We start from the raw sequence: 16,061 nt of genomic DNA on the forward strand, positions 1-16,061 counted from the left end.
GAGGTGCACATAGTGCAAAAAATTAAGGATGATTTACGCCAAATACATTAAGTTTTTTTGTCATTAATCCACTGCAGAGATTGCGAAGATAAATAAATAGCTTCAGTTTCATGATAAGGGGGCTGGCGGAGTTTGTAAAGTAAGTTTTCGTAGCTCTCATAACTTAAAAAGCTGGATTCCAGCTTCACGCGCTGAAATGACAGATTACTGTTACCTTACCTAGATACAGAAAAAAAATCTTAATACTTAACACATTTTTCATAGTACACACCGTATGATTGATAAATAAAATAATGAATAGATTTACATAATGTTTGGAGGCTACCAATGGTCAACGACAAGATTACTTTGAACTTTGAGATAGAAAAAGGCGAACCTATAGATCGATACTACTTTTCTGCACGTATGAGGCTTACAGATGAAAGCAAAAATCTTTTGCGTGAGAAGCTTGGTAGTACAATTCAATTCGATAACCTAGATGATCACTTCAATCTTAACCATGAAAGTTTTTATATCTACTACAATAAATATAGTGAGCACAATGGTAGAAGTGAGCTATACGTTAGGGATGATAACGGTAGATATTTAACTTCCAATCTTCCACTTAATCACTATGGATTCTCAATGGAACTATCATCTGATAGGGCGTCAATAGCAGATTATGGCTTTTATCCTCTTTATGCAATTTATAACCCAAATCACTATGATAAGGCAAAGGAAAAAGTATTTGATGATCACGGTGAATTGTCACCAATTGCATCAAATATGTTAGATAATTTTTTCAGCAACACAAATAGCTTAACCACACAAGAGATATTTTTACAGTTGCAAAATGGAACTACTGAAAAAGAGGAGAAATTGATAAGAGAGAAAAGACAAGCAGAAGAAGAATTAGATCAAAAGAATGAGAAATTAAAGGAGTTCATAGAAAAAGGTGAAATTACCTTGTTTAAAGTGGTAAAAGGTAATGACGTAGGTAACGGGCGTTCAGCAGTAGTTCTACAGTTTACTGCAGAAGGTAAGGGGACAAATGAAATTACCCTTGATTCCGAAAAATTCTATATAGCAGATTATGAAGATAGTGAATTCTTGCATTGTGTTAGCTCTGATTATGACATGCTACTTGATTATGAAAATTTATTTTTCGCGCTCAATCAAAGCTTCTACTCAGACTTTGAAAGTGGGTTTTATTCAGCAGACAGCACTGATCCCTATAATTACGCTAAATATTCAAAGGAACCATATTTGAGTGGTGATCAGCTATCTGAAAAATTATCTAATGAGTTGGAGAAAGATAGTAACCAGATAGATGCAGAAGTTATGTTTAGTGATCAACCTATGAACGAAGAAGTTACAGTGAAAAGTGAAGTCAAATCTAGAAAGAAAAGGGCAGTTGATGAAGATAATGCAGAAGATACTATAGGAAACATAAATGAAACAAACGAGGTAACCGGTGCGACGCGTTTGCACTCCGCTTCTTTATCAGGGAATTTGAATGAAGTTATCGAACTTGTAGAACATAGCGCAAATATTGACGCGAAAGATAAAGCCGGACAAACACCGCTACATCATGCTATTAAATCAGGAAATACAGAAATAGCAAAATATCTTATCGATCAAGGTGCAAATCTCAATTCTCAAGATATTTATTACGAAGGAACTGATTACTCTTGTTTTAAGACACCTTTGCACTATGCCATAAAATCGGGAAACATGGAAATAGTTGAATACTTAGTGGAACATGGTGCAAATTCTAATATTCCAGATGCTCACAATCTCAGGCCGCTCGACTATGCTATAAAGAACACAGCTTTAGTAAAATATCTTGTGGACAATGGTGCAGATATTAATGTACGTAATCCAATATTCCATTTTGTTAAGCTAGATGACCTGGATATGGTGGAATATTTAGCTCAACATGGTGCAGATCTTAATGTCAAAAACACCTCTGCTCAAACACTACTACATTATGCTATTGAACTCAAACATACAGAGATAGCTAAATACTTAATAGATCACAATGTAGATATTAATACTCGAGATATTAGTTCTGGTAAATCTCCATTACATTTTGCCATGAGCATGAAAAATATAGAGGTAGCAAATTACCTAATAGAGCATGGTGCAGATGTTAATGTTAAAGATAGTTACGGTTTAGCACCTTTACACTTTGCTGTTAATTTAGGAAATCAAGAGATATTAGAATATTTAATAAAGAATAATGCAAATATTGAGGTTCGAGATAGTGAAGGCTGGACACCACTTATTCATGCAGTAAGGCATGGGCAATTGGACAAAGTAAAGTACCTGATAGAGAATGGAGCTGATGTTGATATTCGTGGTAATGAAGAATGGACGCTATTTGAGCATGCTGAACAATGGATAGATGATAGAAGAATATTAAAGGATGTAATCAATAATGGTAGAAAATATGCAGATGCTGCAAGTTGGGAAAAGACTGGAAAAGATATGCTTGATTACCTTAAGGGAGTTACAAAAAACACTATACAGGAAGAAGAATCTAACTATATAGATCAAATGCAAGCGGATGATAGCAGCAGTTATGTTGAAGATCAACCAGCTTTGCAAAGCAATCGTGATGATTATGCTGATACGAAAAAAGCTCTGCAGGAGAAATTGCATGAAGATGAAATACGCAAGCAAAGTAATGAGAAAGCTCAAAAAGATATGGAAACAAGAAAAGTCACTGTGGAAACTGACAGTAGCAATAATAAAATTGAAAAACAAGCAAAACCAATAGAAGACGAACAAGAAACTGTTATGGCAAGTGTGATAGAAAATATGGATAAAAATTCTGATAGTGAAGCAGAAGATTCTAACAGTATTGCAAATGCACAACATCCCTTAAAAATAAGGACAGGAAGTCCTCTTGAAGTGGGAAAGTATGAGGTGAAGCTGCAAGTGACATATGATGATATAAAGAATTTTTATGATACCGTACGTGGTAAATATCATGCTGGTGATGGATATAACTACGAGCAAGTAATGGTTTTATATAATGAAATTGTTAGGCCAGCATCGCAGCATTATGATAAACCATTTACCCTGCCTAAGGCATACATAACAGATGGTCATCTATTTGTTCAAAATAAAGATTTTGGAACTTTGGATGATTTTAATGAGATGTTCTATAAAAGTGATGAGTTAATGTGATGTAAAAAGCAAGATTCAATTTGGTGAACGAGAGTTAACTGACAGAGGAGATTGACGCGTATGCCTTTATCTTTAAGATTGTTTATCAAGTATGGACATCAGCTCATCCCATTCTCTTTTACCAATGTTAGTTTCTTCTCTAGTAACGTTTTTCCCTTTAATTAATTTGCGAATTGTTTCTAAACCAGCTCTTGAAATACAAGCTGACTCTAAGCAATATTCAACAAAGGCATTATAGGCCAGTGGAACCCACTTCTTTATTATATCCAGCATAACTTCTGCATAGACTCTAATTTCATATTGGGAGTGCTTATCAGCTCTAAGCTTCAAAAAATGAAAGAGGTTATGCAGATCTATTTTCCAATAAAATTGCGTATAGTAATTAAGCGTTAGATTAGTTCGGGCAATTTCTCTTGCAAGCCCCTGCTCAATAAATTTCTCATAATGAGAATATACTAAATTAGAGTCATTTGTTAGAGAATCTATTATTTCCTTTGAGGTATCCGGATCAAAAGCTTCACCGCTACCTTGTTTATTATTATCAGATTGTTTTGCAATCTGTTCTGGTTTTGGTATATAAAATTCATTGTCAAGTATTGAATATCTTGCCGAATATTCATTCACATTTGCAGTTCTATGCCTTACCCATTGCCTTGCAACAAAAATTGGAAGTTTCACGTGAAACTTAATTTCACACATTTCAAATGGAGTTGTATGATGATGTCTCATTAAATACTTTATAAGTGCTTCATCCTGACTTATCTGTTTTGTTCCCTTGCCATAAGAAACACGAGCAGCTTGAACTATAGCGCTATCAGAGCCCATATAATCCACTACTCGAATAAATCCATGGTCTAATACCTTATGTTCTTCATATAAGATTTCATCTATTTCTTTTACTGTAGTTCGTTTAGTTGCTTCATTCATAAAATATCCTCAAGATGAAATGGAAATATCAGCTCCACATGAATTGAGTTTTTCGTGCATTGCTTCATATCCTCTCCATAAATGATGCGAATTATTTATTGTAGTTTCTCCACCAGCTACCAAAGAAGCAAGTACCAAAGCTGCTGTTGACCTTAAGTCAGTGGCACACAGATTAGCTCCAGATAAGCTTTTTATTCCACTTATAGTAGCTTTGCTTTTCTCGATGCTGATATTAGCGCCTAACTTTCTCAATTCATCTGCATGTGCAAATCTGTTTTCAAAAATGTTCTCTTCAATTACTGATATCCCATCAGCGATGCACATTGCAGACATCAGTTGTGGTTGCATATCACTGGGAAAGTTAGGGTATGGATCTGTTGCAATGTTAGCAGACCTAATAGAGCAAGTTTTTCTGGAAATCATAACCCCCTCATTATATATTTCAACATTAGCCCCTATAGCCTTCAATTCATTCACAATACATCTTATATCATATAGACTTATTCCTTCTAACTCCAACTTACCACCGGTTATTATAGCAGCTAGTGCATAGGTGCCTGCTTCTATGCGATCTGGTATTATTTTATAAACACATCCATTTAATTCTTCAACTCCTGTTATTGTGATCCTTGTATCACTAATCTCAATATTAGCACCCATTTTCTTTAGGAACTCTATTAAATCAAGAACTTCCGGCTCCGTTGCAGCATTGTTTATTATTGTCACTCCTTCTGCAAGTGTTGCTGCCATTATTACATTTTCTGTTGTACCAACGCTTGTTTTCTCAAGTATAACTTCTTTTCCTTGTAGCTTTCCTTTCACTGTTGCAATTATATTACAGCCTTCAACTTCAATTTTAGCTCCCATTTCTTCTAATGCTTTGATATGCATATCAACGGGACGCTTTCCGATATTGCATCCACCAGGAAAGACTGTTGTGATTTTACCAAATCTACTGAGAATTGGACCTAGCATTAAAAGAGATGCTCGCAGCTTACTTGCAGTTTCGTGTGAAATTACGTGATTATTGATATTACTGCAATCAATTTCCAAAGTATGATTTGCTTTATAATCTTTATTGCGTATAAAATTCACTTTCGCTCCAAGACTCTCAAGCAGCTTAGACATTAGATGCACATCAATTAAATCAGGTACATTATGTAAAATTACCGAGAAGCTACTCAATAGACTTGCTGCCATTATTGGTAAAACAGCATTTTTTGAGCCATTAATCTTGATTTTTCCGACCAGAGGTTTATGGTTACTACTTACTAATATTTTGTTCATTTAATTAAGCTAGATCTTACCAAATAAGTATAGTAAATCGACAGTAAAAGGCAAATTACAGATAATATAGCTATCACAGATCATAATGTTCGTACATTTTAGCTATTCAGCAGCAAAATTGATTACACTTGTCCAAAGATGAGCGATGCATTAGTGCCACCAAAACCAAACGAATTAGAAAGTGCATATTGAATTTTATGCTCCTGAGCTTTAAACGGTACAAAATTTAAATCACATCCTTCTGAAGGTTTATGTAAATTTAAGGTTGGCGGAATAATTCCATTATTTAACGCAAGAATACTGAATATTGCTTCAACGCTCCCTGCAGCACCAAGTAAATGTCCTATAGAAGATTTAGTTGAAGAAATAGGTATTTTATAAACGTAGTCACCAAATAACTGTTTCATTGCTATTACTTCAATTTTATCTCCAAGTGGCGTTGAAGTTCCATGTGCATTGATATATCCTACTTGATTTGGATTAATTTGCGCACTTTTTAAGGCAAGCTGCATTGCCTTAAATGCGCCTCTTCCTTCTGGATGTGGTGCTGTAATGTGGTGCGCATCTCCTGTGAGTCCGTACCCAACCAGTTCAGCATGTATTTTTGCCCCCCTTTTTTTTGCATGTTCGTATTCCTCCAGCACCAATATACCTGCTCCTTCACCCATCACAAAACCATCGCGTTCTGCATCCCATGGCCTTGAAGCTTCTTCCGGTTTATCATTGAATTTAGTTGATAATGCCTTCATAGACGCAAAACCTGCAATTCCAACTCTACAAAGTGCACTTTCTGCTCCACCTGCAATCATAATATCCGCTTCACCAAGTTTTATAGTTCTTGCTGAATTTATGATTGCATGCGCACCTGTTGCACATGCGGTTACTGCTGAATCGTTTGGACCTGTAAATTCGTATTTAATAGAAATATGGCCAGATATCAAATTTATTAGACTTGCAGGGACAAAAAATGGACTGACACGTCTGGGCCCTTTTTCCTGCATGGTAATAACATTTTCCTGAATTGACGGAAGACCACCTATACCAGAGCCAATAGTTACGCCAACACGTTCTCTATCTACTTTTGAATCTTCTAAAGATGAATCTTCCACAGCTTGAATCGCTGCTGCAATGCCGTAATGAATAAAACGATCCGTTCTTTTTAGATCTTTTTCAAAAATATAACCTACAGGATTAAAGTAATTCTCAATGTTATCGGATTGCACAGGCACCTGCCCTGCAACCTTGCAAGCAAGATCAGAAGAGTCAAATCTATCTGTATTGATTGCTTTTATGCCAGACTCGCCTTTTATCAGCCTTGACCAAGTGTTGTCAAGATCTGCCGCTAGTGGAGTGATTAAACCAACACCAGTGACTACTACTCTTCTGCTCATTTAACACTAACTATTAGCCTTTTTTACTATTAATGTACTCAACTATTTGCTCCATAGTTTCCATTTTTTGTGCGTCTTCATCTGGAATTTCTATTCCGAACTCTTCTTCTGCTGCCATGATGATTTCAACTGCATCTAAACTGTCTGCACCATGCTCCGAAAGCTTTGAAGAGCTGTTGAATTTCTCTACATCCTTACTAATGTGCTCTAGTATAATCTTTTTCACTTTCTCTTCTATGTCTTCTCTAGTGCTCTTTGCTAGTTCGCTATTCACATTTCTTACCAAAAAAATAACCTATTCTTTGATGTTATAAAAAATTTTTATGTTTGCAATATCTTTTATAACTGGTAAACTACAGCAAAGTTTTCTACTGCCCTAGCTGGCTAGCGTTACGTGCTAAACAATTAACAATTCAAAAATGCTAGACGAAACAACAAAAAATTTGCTTATTGTAGAAGTAAATAAACTTTTACCAGAAAATAGCGAGAATAAGCTTATATCAGCTATGCGTTATATACTCCTTGCTCCTGCAAAACATATACGCTCCTTTTTAGTCGTAGCTTCATCGCGAGTGTTTAACGCGGAAGCTAAAAAAGTAATATCAGTTGCTGCAGCAATTGAATTTGTTCATGCTTACTCTCTAATTCACGATGATTTACCGTGCATGGACAACAGTGATACTCGCAGAAGCCAGCTAAGCTGCCATAAAAAATTTGATGAAGCAACAGCAGTGCTTGCCGGAGATGCACTACTTACTCTGGCTTTTGAGGTATTATCTTCGTTAAATGAGAAATGCTGTGAAATCATGAAAGTTCTTTCTCAGGCAATAGGAATTAGGGGAATGGTAGGAGGACAGATTTTAGATATTGGTACAGATTTTAACAAAATAAAAGAAATTCATTTGATGAAAACCGCAAAACTATTTGCAGCTTCATGTGAAATAGGTGCTATAATAGGGGATGCTACAGATAAGCAACGTAAAGCGTTATATAACTACGGGATAAACCTAGGGCTTATCTTTCAAGCTAAGGATGATATTGAAGATTACGAACAAGATAAAACAAATAATCTAATGTCTGTACTTGGTAAAAGTGAAGTAGAGGACTATATAGACGCCCTCTTTAAACAAGGCTTGGATAATTTGAGTGCGCTTTCAGGGGATACTAATTATTTATATGATTTATTGAATCAAGTAAAGAAAGATGGTTAGAAAAATTATATTACAAATGCTTATTTCCATAGTAATGATTCTCACTTTAACCTCTGCTTTTATGTTTACTATTGTCTATATAAACAAAGGTAAACTGGGAAAAAAGGACAAGCTTTATGAGATAAGTGCCACGCATGGTGGTTTGATACAGACAATAGCACATTATCTAGTGAAGCCAATACTTGAATCAGCACTCGACCGCTATATTGAAAAGCATGGGCTAACAGAATATTTAGAAGAAATGACGCAGCAAAAGGAAGAAGATTCGATAAATTTTTATGAAATTACTGAAGGCAGTGGCAGCAAGGCTTTCTGTGGCATGGAAGTCCTATTGCAAATATATAAAATTTCTAATAATAACTCAGCAACACTCCCTAGCAAAGTTTCTGATGTTACTTTGAAAATAGGTCAAGATGACCTAAAAGAAGTGGGTTTAGGGGTGATAGGTATGAAAGAAGGCGGAGAGCGTGTAGTTACTATTGCCAATGATAACAAAATGAATTTTAATTCTTATTACGTCAAACTGATCAAAGTAAAGGATAAATATCCCGACTCAGTGAATAATCTGATGGTTTTTAATGACTTAATTAACAAGACTGGAAAACAAGTAAGGTGCGGTGATGAGATATCAGTTAAATATAGCGTAAAGGAGCATAATGGGGAATATATAGTCAAAGATCAAACAGTGCAATTTAGGGTTGGCGATAAAAAAATACCACTTGCTATAGAGCTTGGAGTTGTGGGAATGAGAGCTGGTAATAAAAGAACTATTCTTTCTCCGCCTGACTTTTTGACTATTACTGACGATATGTTAATAAAAGACATAGATTATGATGAAGAAAATATCTCAATAATTGACTTAAGCTTAGATATTAAGCAAGAGGTCGCAGCACACCATTCTACTGTTGAAAAACAGCCTAAAGAATATAGCTGAAATTTTAGGTTTACTGGCTGACCTTCTGAACACTATCTATACTACTTAAAGTAGGCTTTTTGTTTTTCCTAAAGTATAAACTTAGACAAATCAAGCTGCTTCGAAATTAACTCAAGTTTATCTTTTACATACTTGCTGTCTATAATGAATTTTTCGCTATTTTTCTCAGAAGCAATGAAACTTATTTCATCTAAAAGCTTCTCCATGATAGTGTGAAGCCTTCTTGCGCCTATATTTTCCACTTGCCTATTAACTGTAAACGCTATTTCAGCTATGGTTTTTATACCATCATAAGTGAACTCAAGCGTCACATTTTCTGTTTTCATTAAAGCTATGTACTGCTTTAACAAACTAGATTCTGGTTCCTTTAATATTCTTATTAAATCCTCTTGAGTAAGTGCCTTAAGTTCTACCCTTATCGGTAATCTGCCCTGTAATTCCGGTAAGAGGTCAGATGGTTTAGACTGATGAAAAGCACCAGATGCAATAAATAATATATAGTCTGTTTTTACATGGCCATACTTAGTTGTAACAGTTGTTCCTTCAAGTAGTGGTAACAGATCGCGTTGCACTCCTTCTCTGTTTACTTCACCTTTTACTTCTGTACGCGCTGCAATTTTGTCTATTTCATCCAAAAATACTATACCGTCATTACTAACAAGATCAATGGCTTCTTTGATTATCTTATCTTCATCCATTAGCCTTTCACTTTCTTCATTAATTAATATTTCACGCGCTTCTTTTACCTTCACCGTAATAGTTTTTGTTTTTTTGCTCCCGTTAAACATCTTGCCCACTATTTCTGTTACATTCATCACACCAACTTGCCCACCTGGCATGCCTGGTATATCGAAAGTAGGTAACATACTCTTGCTCTCTCTGACGTTAATAGAAACTTCTCCGTCCTCAAACTCTTTATTCCTCAACCTTTCTCTAAAAATTTTTTTACTCTCTTCAGTTGCATTTTCGCCTACCATAGAGTTTACTATTGTTTTCTCAGCTAAAATTAAAGCCTTGTTAGCTAAGGCTTTACGGGCTTTCTCTTTAACTAAAACTATTGCTGCATCAACTAAATCGCGTATTATCGAATCAACGTCACGTCCAACGTATCCTATTTCAGTAAACTTCGTTGCCTCAATTTTTATGAACGGTGCACCGGCAAGTTTTGCTAAGCGGCGAGCTATTTCAGTTTTACCAACCCCTGTATGACCGATCATCAATATATTCTTAGGTATGATTTCATCACGCAATGGAAATGGAACCTGATTGCGACGCCAACGATTTCTGAGCGCAATAGCAACAGCACGCTTTGCATCATCCTGTCCGATTATGAATCTATCTAATTCTTTAACTATCTTCTGTGGTGACAGGTCATCTAACAAAACTTGAGTACTGTCATTAACTTGAATATCGCTGTCATTTGAATCAAAACCACTCTTAGTATCTTTATAGAGGTCATTTTTTTCATCATAGGTGTCACTACTACAAGGCCGCCCTTCTGAAAGGGTTATAGGCTGATTGGAAAAATTAGTGCACAAAGTTTTTTGCTTGGAAGACATATCACTCCTCTATCTTTTCAATAACTACATTATGATTTGTATAAACACATATATCGCCAGCTATCTTCATAGCCTTTTTTGCAATCTCTTCTATTGATATTCCTTTAATGTCAATTAAAGCTCTTGCTGCAGATAGAGCAAAATTTCCCCCAGAGCCAATAGCTGCGATTCCATCTTCAGGTTCAAGAACATCACCTGTTCCCGTAATTACTAATGAAATAGATTTATCTGCAACAATCATCATAGCCTCTAATTTTCTTAGATATTTATCCATTCTCCAGTCTTTTGCAAGTTCAACACATGCTCTCATTAATTGCCCTGGGTGCTTGTCAAGTTTAGATTCTAGTCTTTCAAAGAGAGTAAATGCATCGGCTGTTGCTCCAGCAAAACCGGCAATTACAGAATCACCAGAAAGACGCCTAACTTTTTTTGCTCCGGATTTTATAACAGTGTGGCCCAGTGAAACCTGTCCATCACCTATTACTACTACGCTTTTATCTTTTCTAATTGACAGTATAGTAGTTCCATACATTTTATTGTTATCGTGTTGAATCATTTTTCTATTACTTTAAATAAGAATCTCATTACACTTTAATCTTTAGTCAAATTTGCTAAATATGTTTAATTATAGCTTATAATATAATACCTTCCTTATAACATTTAAAGTGTAGATGCAAAACATAATTCACCCAGGTTTGGAAAAAAGTATAAATAATTGGTTTGAGGCAAAATTTAACGGCCTTACATTGCCATTTTATAGCTCTATAGATCTTAGAAACTCCAGCTACAAAATTGCCCCAGTGGACGCTAATTTATTTCCTGCAGGGTTCAACAATCTAAGTGAGACATCAAGAGCAACAGCAGCAAAACTAATAAAAAGTTATTTTGAAACAAAACAATATAAAAAGACTCTTATAATACCGGAGAATTACACACGAAATAAAATGTATATAGAAAACGTATTTGTTATAGAGAAAGTACTGCAGCTCGCAGGTTTTGAAACTAGAATTGGCCTCTTTCACAACGAAGCATATAATTTAATAGAATCATATGAAACTATCGTGAAAGAAGACTCTCTGCTAAAGACAACTTCAGGATTTGTGCCTGATGTTATTATACTGAATCGTGATATGACGAGCCACATTCCAGACACGCTAAAAGACGTAAAGCAAGATATAGTACCAAGCCCACTATACGGTTGGCATAGCAGACAGAAATTTAAGTATTTTGAAATCTATCAAGAATTAGCGTCCGAATTTTGTAGCGAATTTAAAATGGACCCATGGCTTATTTCTGTGCTTACAGAAAGCTGTAATGGAGTTGACTTTAATGATGATTCATCACTAGGAGCAGTAGCGACTAAAGTTGACCAAATATTATCTCTAGTGCAAAAAAAATATGAGGAATATGAAATAAAAACACAACCTTACGTTTTTATCAAAGCAAGCAATGGCACATATGGGATGGGCATTATAACAGCAACAAGTGGAGAGGAAATATTAAATCTCAATAAAAAAAAGCGTCATAAAATGAAAAAGATAAAAGAAGGAATAGCAATCAATAGCGTTATTATACAAGAAGGTGTACCAACCATTGACATATTTAAAAGCAGTTCTGCAGAACCGCTAATATACTATATAGGAGATACTCCAACATGTTACTTATACCGATGTAATAGCAGGAAAGATGTATATTCTAGCTTGAATGTCACTGACTGTGAGTTTCATGATGTTAGCCAGGTTGTGGAAGGTAAAATTCTGTCACTTTGGAGTATTGTTGGCAAATTAGCAGTACTAGCGTTGGCAGTAGAAATAAAATCTTTTCACCTCTAACCCTTACATTCCCACAGCGTTGCCATCGGGCAGATCATTACCATCATTACCGGGCTGAATATGGTTATGGCCAGCATTATCAAGTTCAGTGGAAGGATCATCATTGACAGGTTGTTGAAACAATTTGTCAAGCTGAACTGCCAGAAATACTGCACTATATATTATGCTAACTGTTACGCTTAAGTTGAAATTATAGATTATACCATTACCTAAGTTTATTGGTATGGTTGCAGTCTCCATTCTTTTTAATATGAAGTTTAACAAACCTAATGACAAAGTTAATGTGCTGATAATAAGGTCCTTCTTACACTTAGCAGACTTTTCAGGATCCTTATTATCTAGGTATTTTCTCCATGAATAATAGTAGCTTATAGGTTCCGAAATAAACAGAAATAGGATCGTTGATGTTAAGTGAATGTGACTTATTACGTCTACATTACCCCTAGTAAAAAAATGGATGACTTTCAACATCATCAATGCTTCTATAGACCTGCTGAGAATCAAGCAATAAAAAGAAGGAAAGGAGGGTGACTAAAATCAAGGTTAACTAAAAGGCGTGCTTAAGATTCACAATACCAGCAATAATATTGAACCTCAGGTTGTATTTTTTCTGAAAATTGCGGTAAACATGAGACATAATCTTAAATATCTTTATCTCACGGATCTTATTTTCTACTCTCATTCTAAATGATGCTAATCTTCTATTATGCTCTTTCTGCTCTGGAGTTAATGGCTTTTTACGATACTTTTTATATGGAATTATAACATTGCTTTGCAATTTTTGCCAACCTTGATATCCAGAATCGGCATATTTTATGCTATCGATTGGTAAATATTTTTCTTGTTTCCTTATGCAAAAATCATTAATTCTACCACGATATGACTTTGACACTGATAAAATTCTTCCACCTTCTTCGATAACAATCTCAGTTTTCATAGTGTTGGTTCTTTTTTTTCCTGAATATGATTTCTTCCGTTTTTTACTATCTTCTGGTCTCTGTATTTGCTGTTCTGTAACATCAGCCAGAATCTTCAGTATTTTTTCTGGTGTCATACTTCTATCTTTTGTTATAGTAACTTTTTTGGCAAGTAATGGCTCTATTTTCTTCAGTAACCTACATACATTTGCGTTGTGCACATTGAACAGGCACCCTAAAAATCTATGTGTTATGTAAGTGCGATAGTACAAAATTACGCAAAATAACTTATCTTCTAGAGTTGGTAGTTGTGATCTTCTACCATGGCACTTTTTCTGTTTTTCAACTCTTTCCCACCCAGACCTAACTTTTTCCACTACCTTTTCGAACTCCTCTATAGTTAAACCTGTTATATTACGAAAGTTTCTTGGGTGTTTCTTCATGTTATAGTAACTAAAGCTCATTTTTTTACCTTACTCAATCTGCTTATTCTTCTTCTACTTCTCTCACATTATTTTTTCAATCACCTTTTGCAGCAGATCTATATAAACATTTTAGCCTGTATCTCAGTGATTGTCAATTATTGACTTGTATCCTTATAATGTAAGGTATTGGAACTGAAATAGATTGTCCCGGCAGGTTATACTAGAATTAGTACAATAAATTGGTATGGTGGGACCATACACCTAGGACATTCTTTAACTGTTCTATTCAATAAAACCTTTACAATCTTTTGATCATAGGTTTAACTTTACGAAGTTATAATCTATAGGGCTGCAAATGAACGATTATCTCTCACTGCTAAATCCAGAACAACAATCAGCTGTAACTAACATAGATGGACCAGTTTTGATACTGGCAGGAGCCGGAACCGGAAAAACAAGAACGATTACTTCAAGAATAGCACACATAATTAGAAACGGTCACGCTTATTCTGATGAGATATTAGCAGTTACATTTACAAATAAAGCAGCAAATGAGATGGTATCAAGGGTACTTGAGCTAACGGGCACAAACATACCATGGCTTGGCACTTTCCATGCAATTGCAGCAAAAATTTTGCGCCTGCATGCAGAAATTGTAGGCTTAAACCCCAATTTTACAATTATTGGTATGGATGACCAATTACAGGTAATAAAAAACATCATGAATGAAATCAGCCCTGATTACCTATCAGAAAAATGTAAGACCATTATGAATATTATTCAGCAATGGAAAGAGAAGTGCTTATTGCCATCTGAAGTGGAAGATATTCAATCATTTAGGCCAGTGTACGTAACTGCACTCAAAGTCTATCACCAGTATCAGGAAAGGTTAAAATTCCTTAACTCTGTCGATTTTGGTGACTTATTGCTATATAACATACAACTCTTTAATCAAAAGACCGAAGTTCTGTCCTACTACCAAAAGAAGTTTAAGTATGTCATGGTAGATGAGTATCAAGATACAAATGCAATACAATATCTTTGGCTAAAATACCTTGCAAAAGAGAATTCAAATATTTGCTGTGTAGGAGATGATGACCAGTCGATATATAGTTGGCGTGGTGCAGAAGTTGAAAATATTTTGAAGTTCTCCGATGATTTTAAAAATGCAAGAACCGTTAAACTAGAGTGTAACTACAGGTCAACATCCCACATACTTGCAACTGCGTCATATGTTATCAATCACAATAAGACTCGCTTAGAAAAAAAATTGTGGACAACAAACGTTGAAGGGGAAAAGGTAAATCTAATAAAATTGTGGGACGGAAAAGCTGAAGCAAGGTTCATAAGCGAACAGATATTAAAGCGCAATAAACACAGATTTAGTGACATTGCAGTGCTGGTAAGGGCCACTTTTCAAACTAGAGTTCTCGAAGAGTATTTTATAAAATATTCAATTCTCTACAAGATTATAAGTGGCGTAAAATTCTACGAACGTCAGGAAGTCAGGGATATAATTGCATATTTAAGACTCGTTACAAACAATAACGATGACTTAGCTTTCGAAAGGATCGTAAATCGGCCAAAAAGAAGCATAGGAGCTACAACTCTAAAGAAAATATACACGACTGCTCAGGATAACAAAATTTCTTTTTTTGAGGCAGCAAAAATATTAGTTAATAGTAATCAAGTAACCGAAAGAATTAAACTCTCACTAAATGATTTTTTAAATAAAATTAAAGCTTGGGAAGAAATAGTAAGCGTAAAACCACTGCATGAATTCGTTAAAATCGTATCAAACCAATCAGGGTATATTGAAATGCTTGAAAATGAGGAGGTAACAGGCTTAGCACGAATAGAAAATGTCAAGGAGCTAATCTCATCTTTAAAAAATTTCGATAATGCCACAACTTTCTTGGAGCATATAAGTCTAGTGATGGAAGTGGATAATATGAATAACGATGACACCGTATATGTTATGACTCTTCATGCAGCCAAAGGACTTGAATTCCCGTGCGTGTTTCTACCTGGTTGGGAAGAGGGATTATTTCCTCATCAAAGATCTTTTGAAGATAAAAGTGGTAAAGCTTTAGAAGAAGAAAGGAGACTTGCATATGTTGGCATAACCAGGGCAAAGGAAAGGTTAATCATTTCATGTGCAGATAGGAGGGAAATTAACAACCAGTGGCAACCGATGCGCACTTCTCGGTTCATTAAAGAATTACCAAGAGAAAATGTTGAGGTAATCAAGAGTAACGCCTACTGTTGAAGCTATAACTGCAGATAAACATATCTTACAAATCTGAATTACTTCAACTATATGTGTAACCAGACTGCATTCTGTGATTTTTAGCAAAGCACGATCTTTCATTTGAGCTTTCTTCAATTTAAAATAAATACAGAA

Annotated in this window: 12 protein-coding genes and 1 pseudogene; 5 read left to right on the forward strand and 8 right to left on the reverse strand. The window is 35.2% G+C overall.

The window, feature by feature from the left end; genetic code table 11:
• The first annotated feature begins 327 nt into the window (after positions 1-327).
• Positions 328-3,174, forward strand: a complete 2,847-nt coding sequence (locus AAGD69_RS04785; RefSeq protein ID WP_341811837.1) for an ankyrin repeat domain-containing protein — start codon at positions 328-330, stop codon at positions 3,172-3,174.
• A gap of 72 nt (positions 3,175-3,246) precedes the next feature.
• Here AAGD69_RS04785 and thyX read toward each other — a convergent pair whose 3' ends face one another.
• The 4 genes from thyX to acpP all read right to left on the reverse strand — a co-directional run bounded on the left by thyX (position 3,247) and on the right by acpP (position 7,053).
• Positions 3,247-4,101 (reverse strand): FAD-dependent thymidylate synthase, encoded by an 855-nt coding sequence (gene thyX / locus AAGD69_RS04790; RefSeq protein ID WP_341811838.1) that lies wholly within the window; start codon positions 4,099-4,101, stop codon positions 3,247-3,249.
• Positions 4,102-4,110: 9 nt separating this feature from the next.
• Positions 4,111-5,388: a UDP-N-acetylglucosamine 1-carboxyvinyltransferase gene (murA, locus tag AAGD69_RS04795; RefSeq protein WP_341811839.1), complete on the reverse strand. Its 1,278-nt coding sequence runs from the start codon at positions 5,386-5,388 to the stop codon at positions 4,111-4,113.
• A 122-nt stretch (positions 5,389-5,510) separates the two neighbouring features.
• Positions 5,511-6,779, reverse strand: a complete 1,269-nt coding sequence (gene fabF, locus AAGD69_RS04800; protein WP_341811840.1) for a beta-ketoacyl-ACP synthase II — start codon at positions 6,777-6,779, stop codon at positions 5,511-5,513.
• Positions 6,780-6,792: 13 nt separating this feature from the next.
• A complete protein-coding gene (gene acpP / locus AAGD69_RS04805; RefSeq protein ID WP_341811841.1) occupies positions 6,793-7,053 on the reverse strand; it encodes an acyl carrier protein in 261 nt (86 codons plus the stop codon).
• Between the two features lie 145 nt (positions 7,054-7,198).
• Here acpP and AAGD69_RS04810 point away from each other — a divergent pair, with 145 nt between their 5' ends.
• Together AAGD69_RS04810 and AAGD69_RS04815 are read left to right on the forward strand one after the other, a co-directional pair.
• On the forward strand, positions 7,199-7,990 hold the full coding sequence (locus AAGD69_RS04810) for a polyprenyl synthetase family protein (protein ID WP_341811842.1): 792 nt from the start codon (positions 7,199-7,201) through the stop codon (positions 7,988-7,990).
• The gene (locus tag AAGD69_RS04815) at positions 7,983-8,924 is read left to right on the forward strand and encodes an FKBP-type peptidyl-prolyl cis-trans isomerase (RefSeq protein ID WP_341811843.1); all 942 of its coding nucleotides are present in this window, start codon (positions 7,983-7,985) and stop codon (positions 8,922-8,924) included. Before AAGD69_RS04810 ends, AAGD69_RS04815 begins: the two co-directional genes overlap by 8 nt.
• A 68-nt stretch (positions 8,925-8,992) precedes the next feature.
• Here the strand turns inward: AAGD69_RS04815 and hslU are convergent, their stop codons facing one another.
• Both hslU and hslV read right to left on the reverse strand, forming a co-directional pair.
• A complete protein-coding gene (hslU, locus tag AAGD69_RS04820; RefSeq protein WP_341811844.1) occupies positions 8,993-10,483 on the reverse strand; it encodes an ATP-dependent protease ATPase subunit HslU in 1,491 nt (496 codons plus the stop codon).
• A gap of 1 nt (position 10,484) precedes the next feature.
• Positions 10,485-11,039 carry an ATP-dependent protease subunit HslV gene (gene hslV / locus AAGD69_RS04825; RefSeq protein WP_096617344.1) on the reverse strand — a complete coding sequence of 185 codons (555 nt, stop codon included), beginning with the start codon at positions 11,037-11,039 and terminating at the stop codon, positions 10,485-10,487.
• Positions 11,040-11,154: 115 nt separating this feature from the next.
• On the opposite strand from hslV, the gene gshA reads away from it, so the two are divergent.
• Complete coding sequence (gene gshA, locus AAGD69_RS04830) at positions 11,155-12,315, forward strand: glutamate--cysteine ligase (protein ID WP_341811845.1); 1,161 nt, start codon at positions 11,155-11,157, stop codon at positions 12,313-12,315.
• A 3-nt stretch (positions 12,316-12,318) separates the two neighbouring features.
• Here gshA and AAGD69_RS04835 read toward each other — a convergent pair.
• A pseudogene (locus AAGD69_RS04835) lies at positions 12,319-12,816 on the reverse strand (hypothetical protein); the annotation flags it as partial.
• Positions 12,817-12,862: 46 nt separating this feature from the next.
• Positions 12,863-13,675 carry a transposase family protein gene (locus AAGD69_RS04840; protein WP_410529825.1) on the reverse strand — a complete coding sequence of 271 codons (813 nt, stop codon included), beginning with the start codon at positions 13,673-13,675 and terminating at the stop codon, positions 12,863-12,865.
• Between the two features lie 337 nt (positions 13,676-14,012).
• Here AAGD69_RS04840 and AAGD69_RS04845 point away from each other — a divergent pair, with 337 nt between their 5' ends.
• Positions 14,013-15,926: an ATP-dependent helicase gene (locus AAGD69_RS04845; RefSeq protein WP_341811847.1), complete on the forward strand. Its 1,914-nt coding sequence runs from the start codon at positions 14,013-14,015 to the stop codon at positions 15,924-15,926.
• Positions 15,927-16,061: the final 135 nt, after the last annotated feature.

The sequence above is a fragment of the Wolbachia endosymbiont (group A) of Conops quadrifasciatus genome (assembly GCF_964027015.1).
GTDB lineage: Bacteria > Pseudomonadota > Alphaproteobacteria > Rickettsiales > Anaplasmataceae > Wolbachia.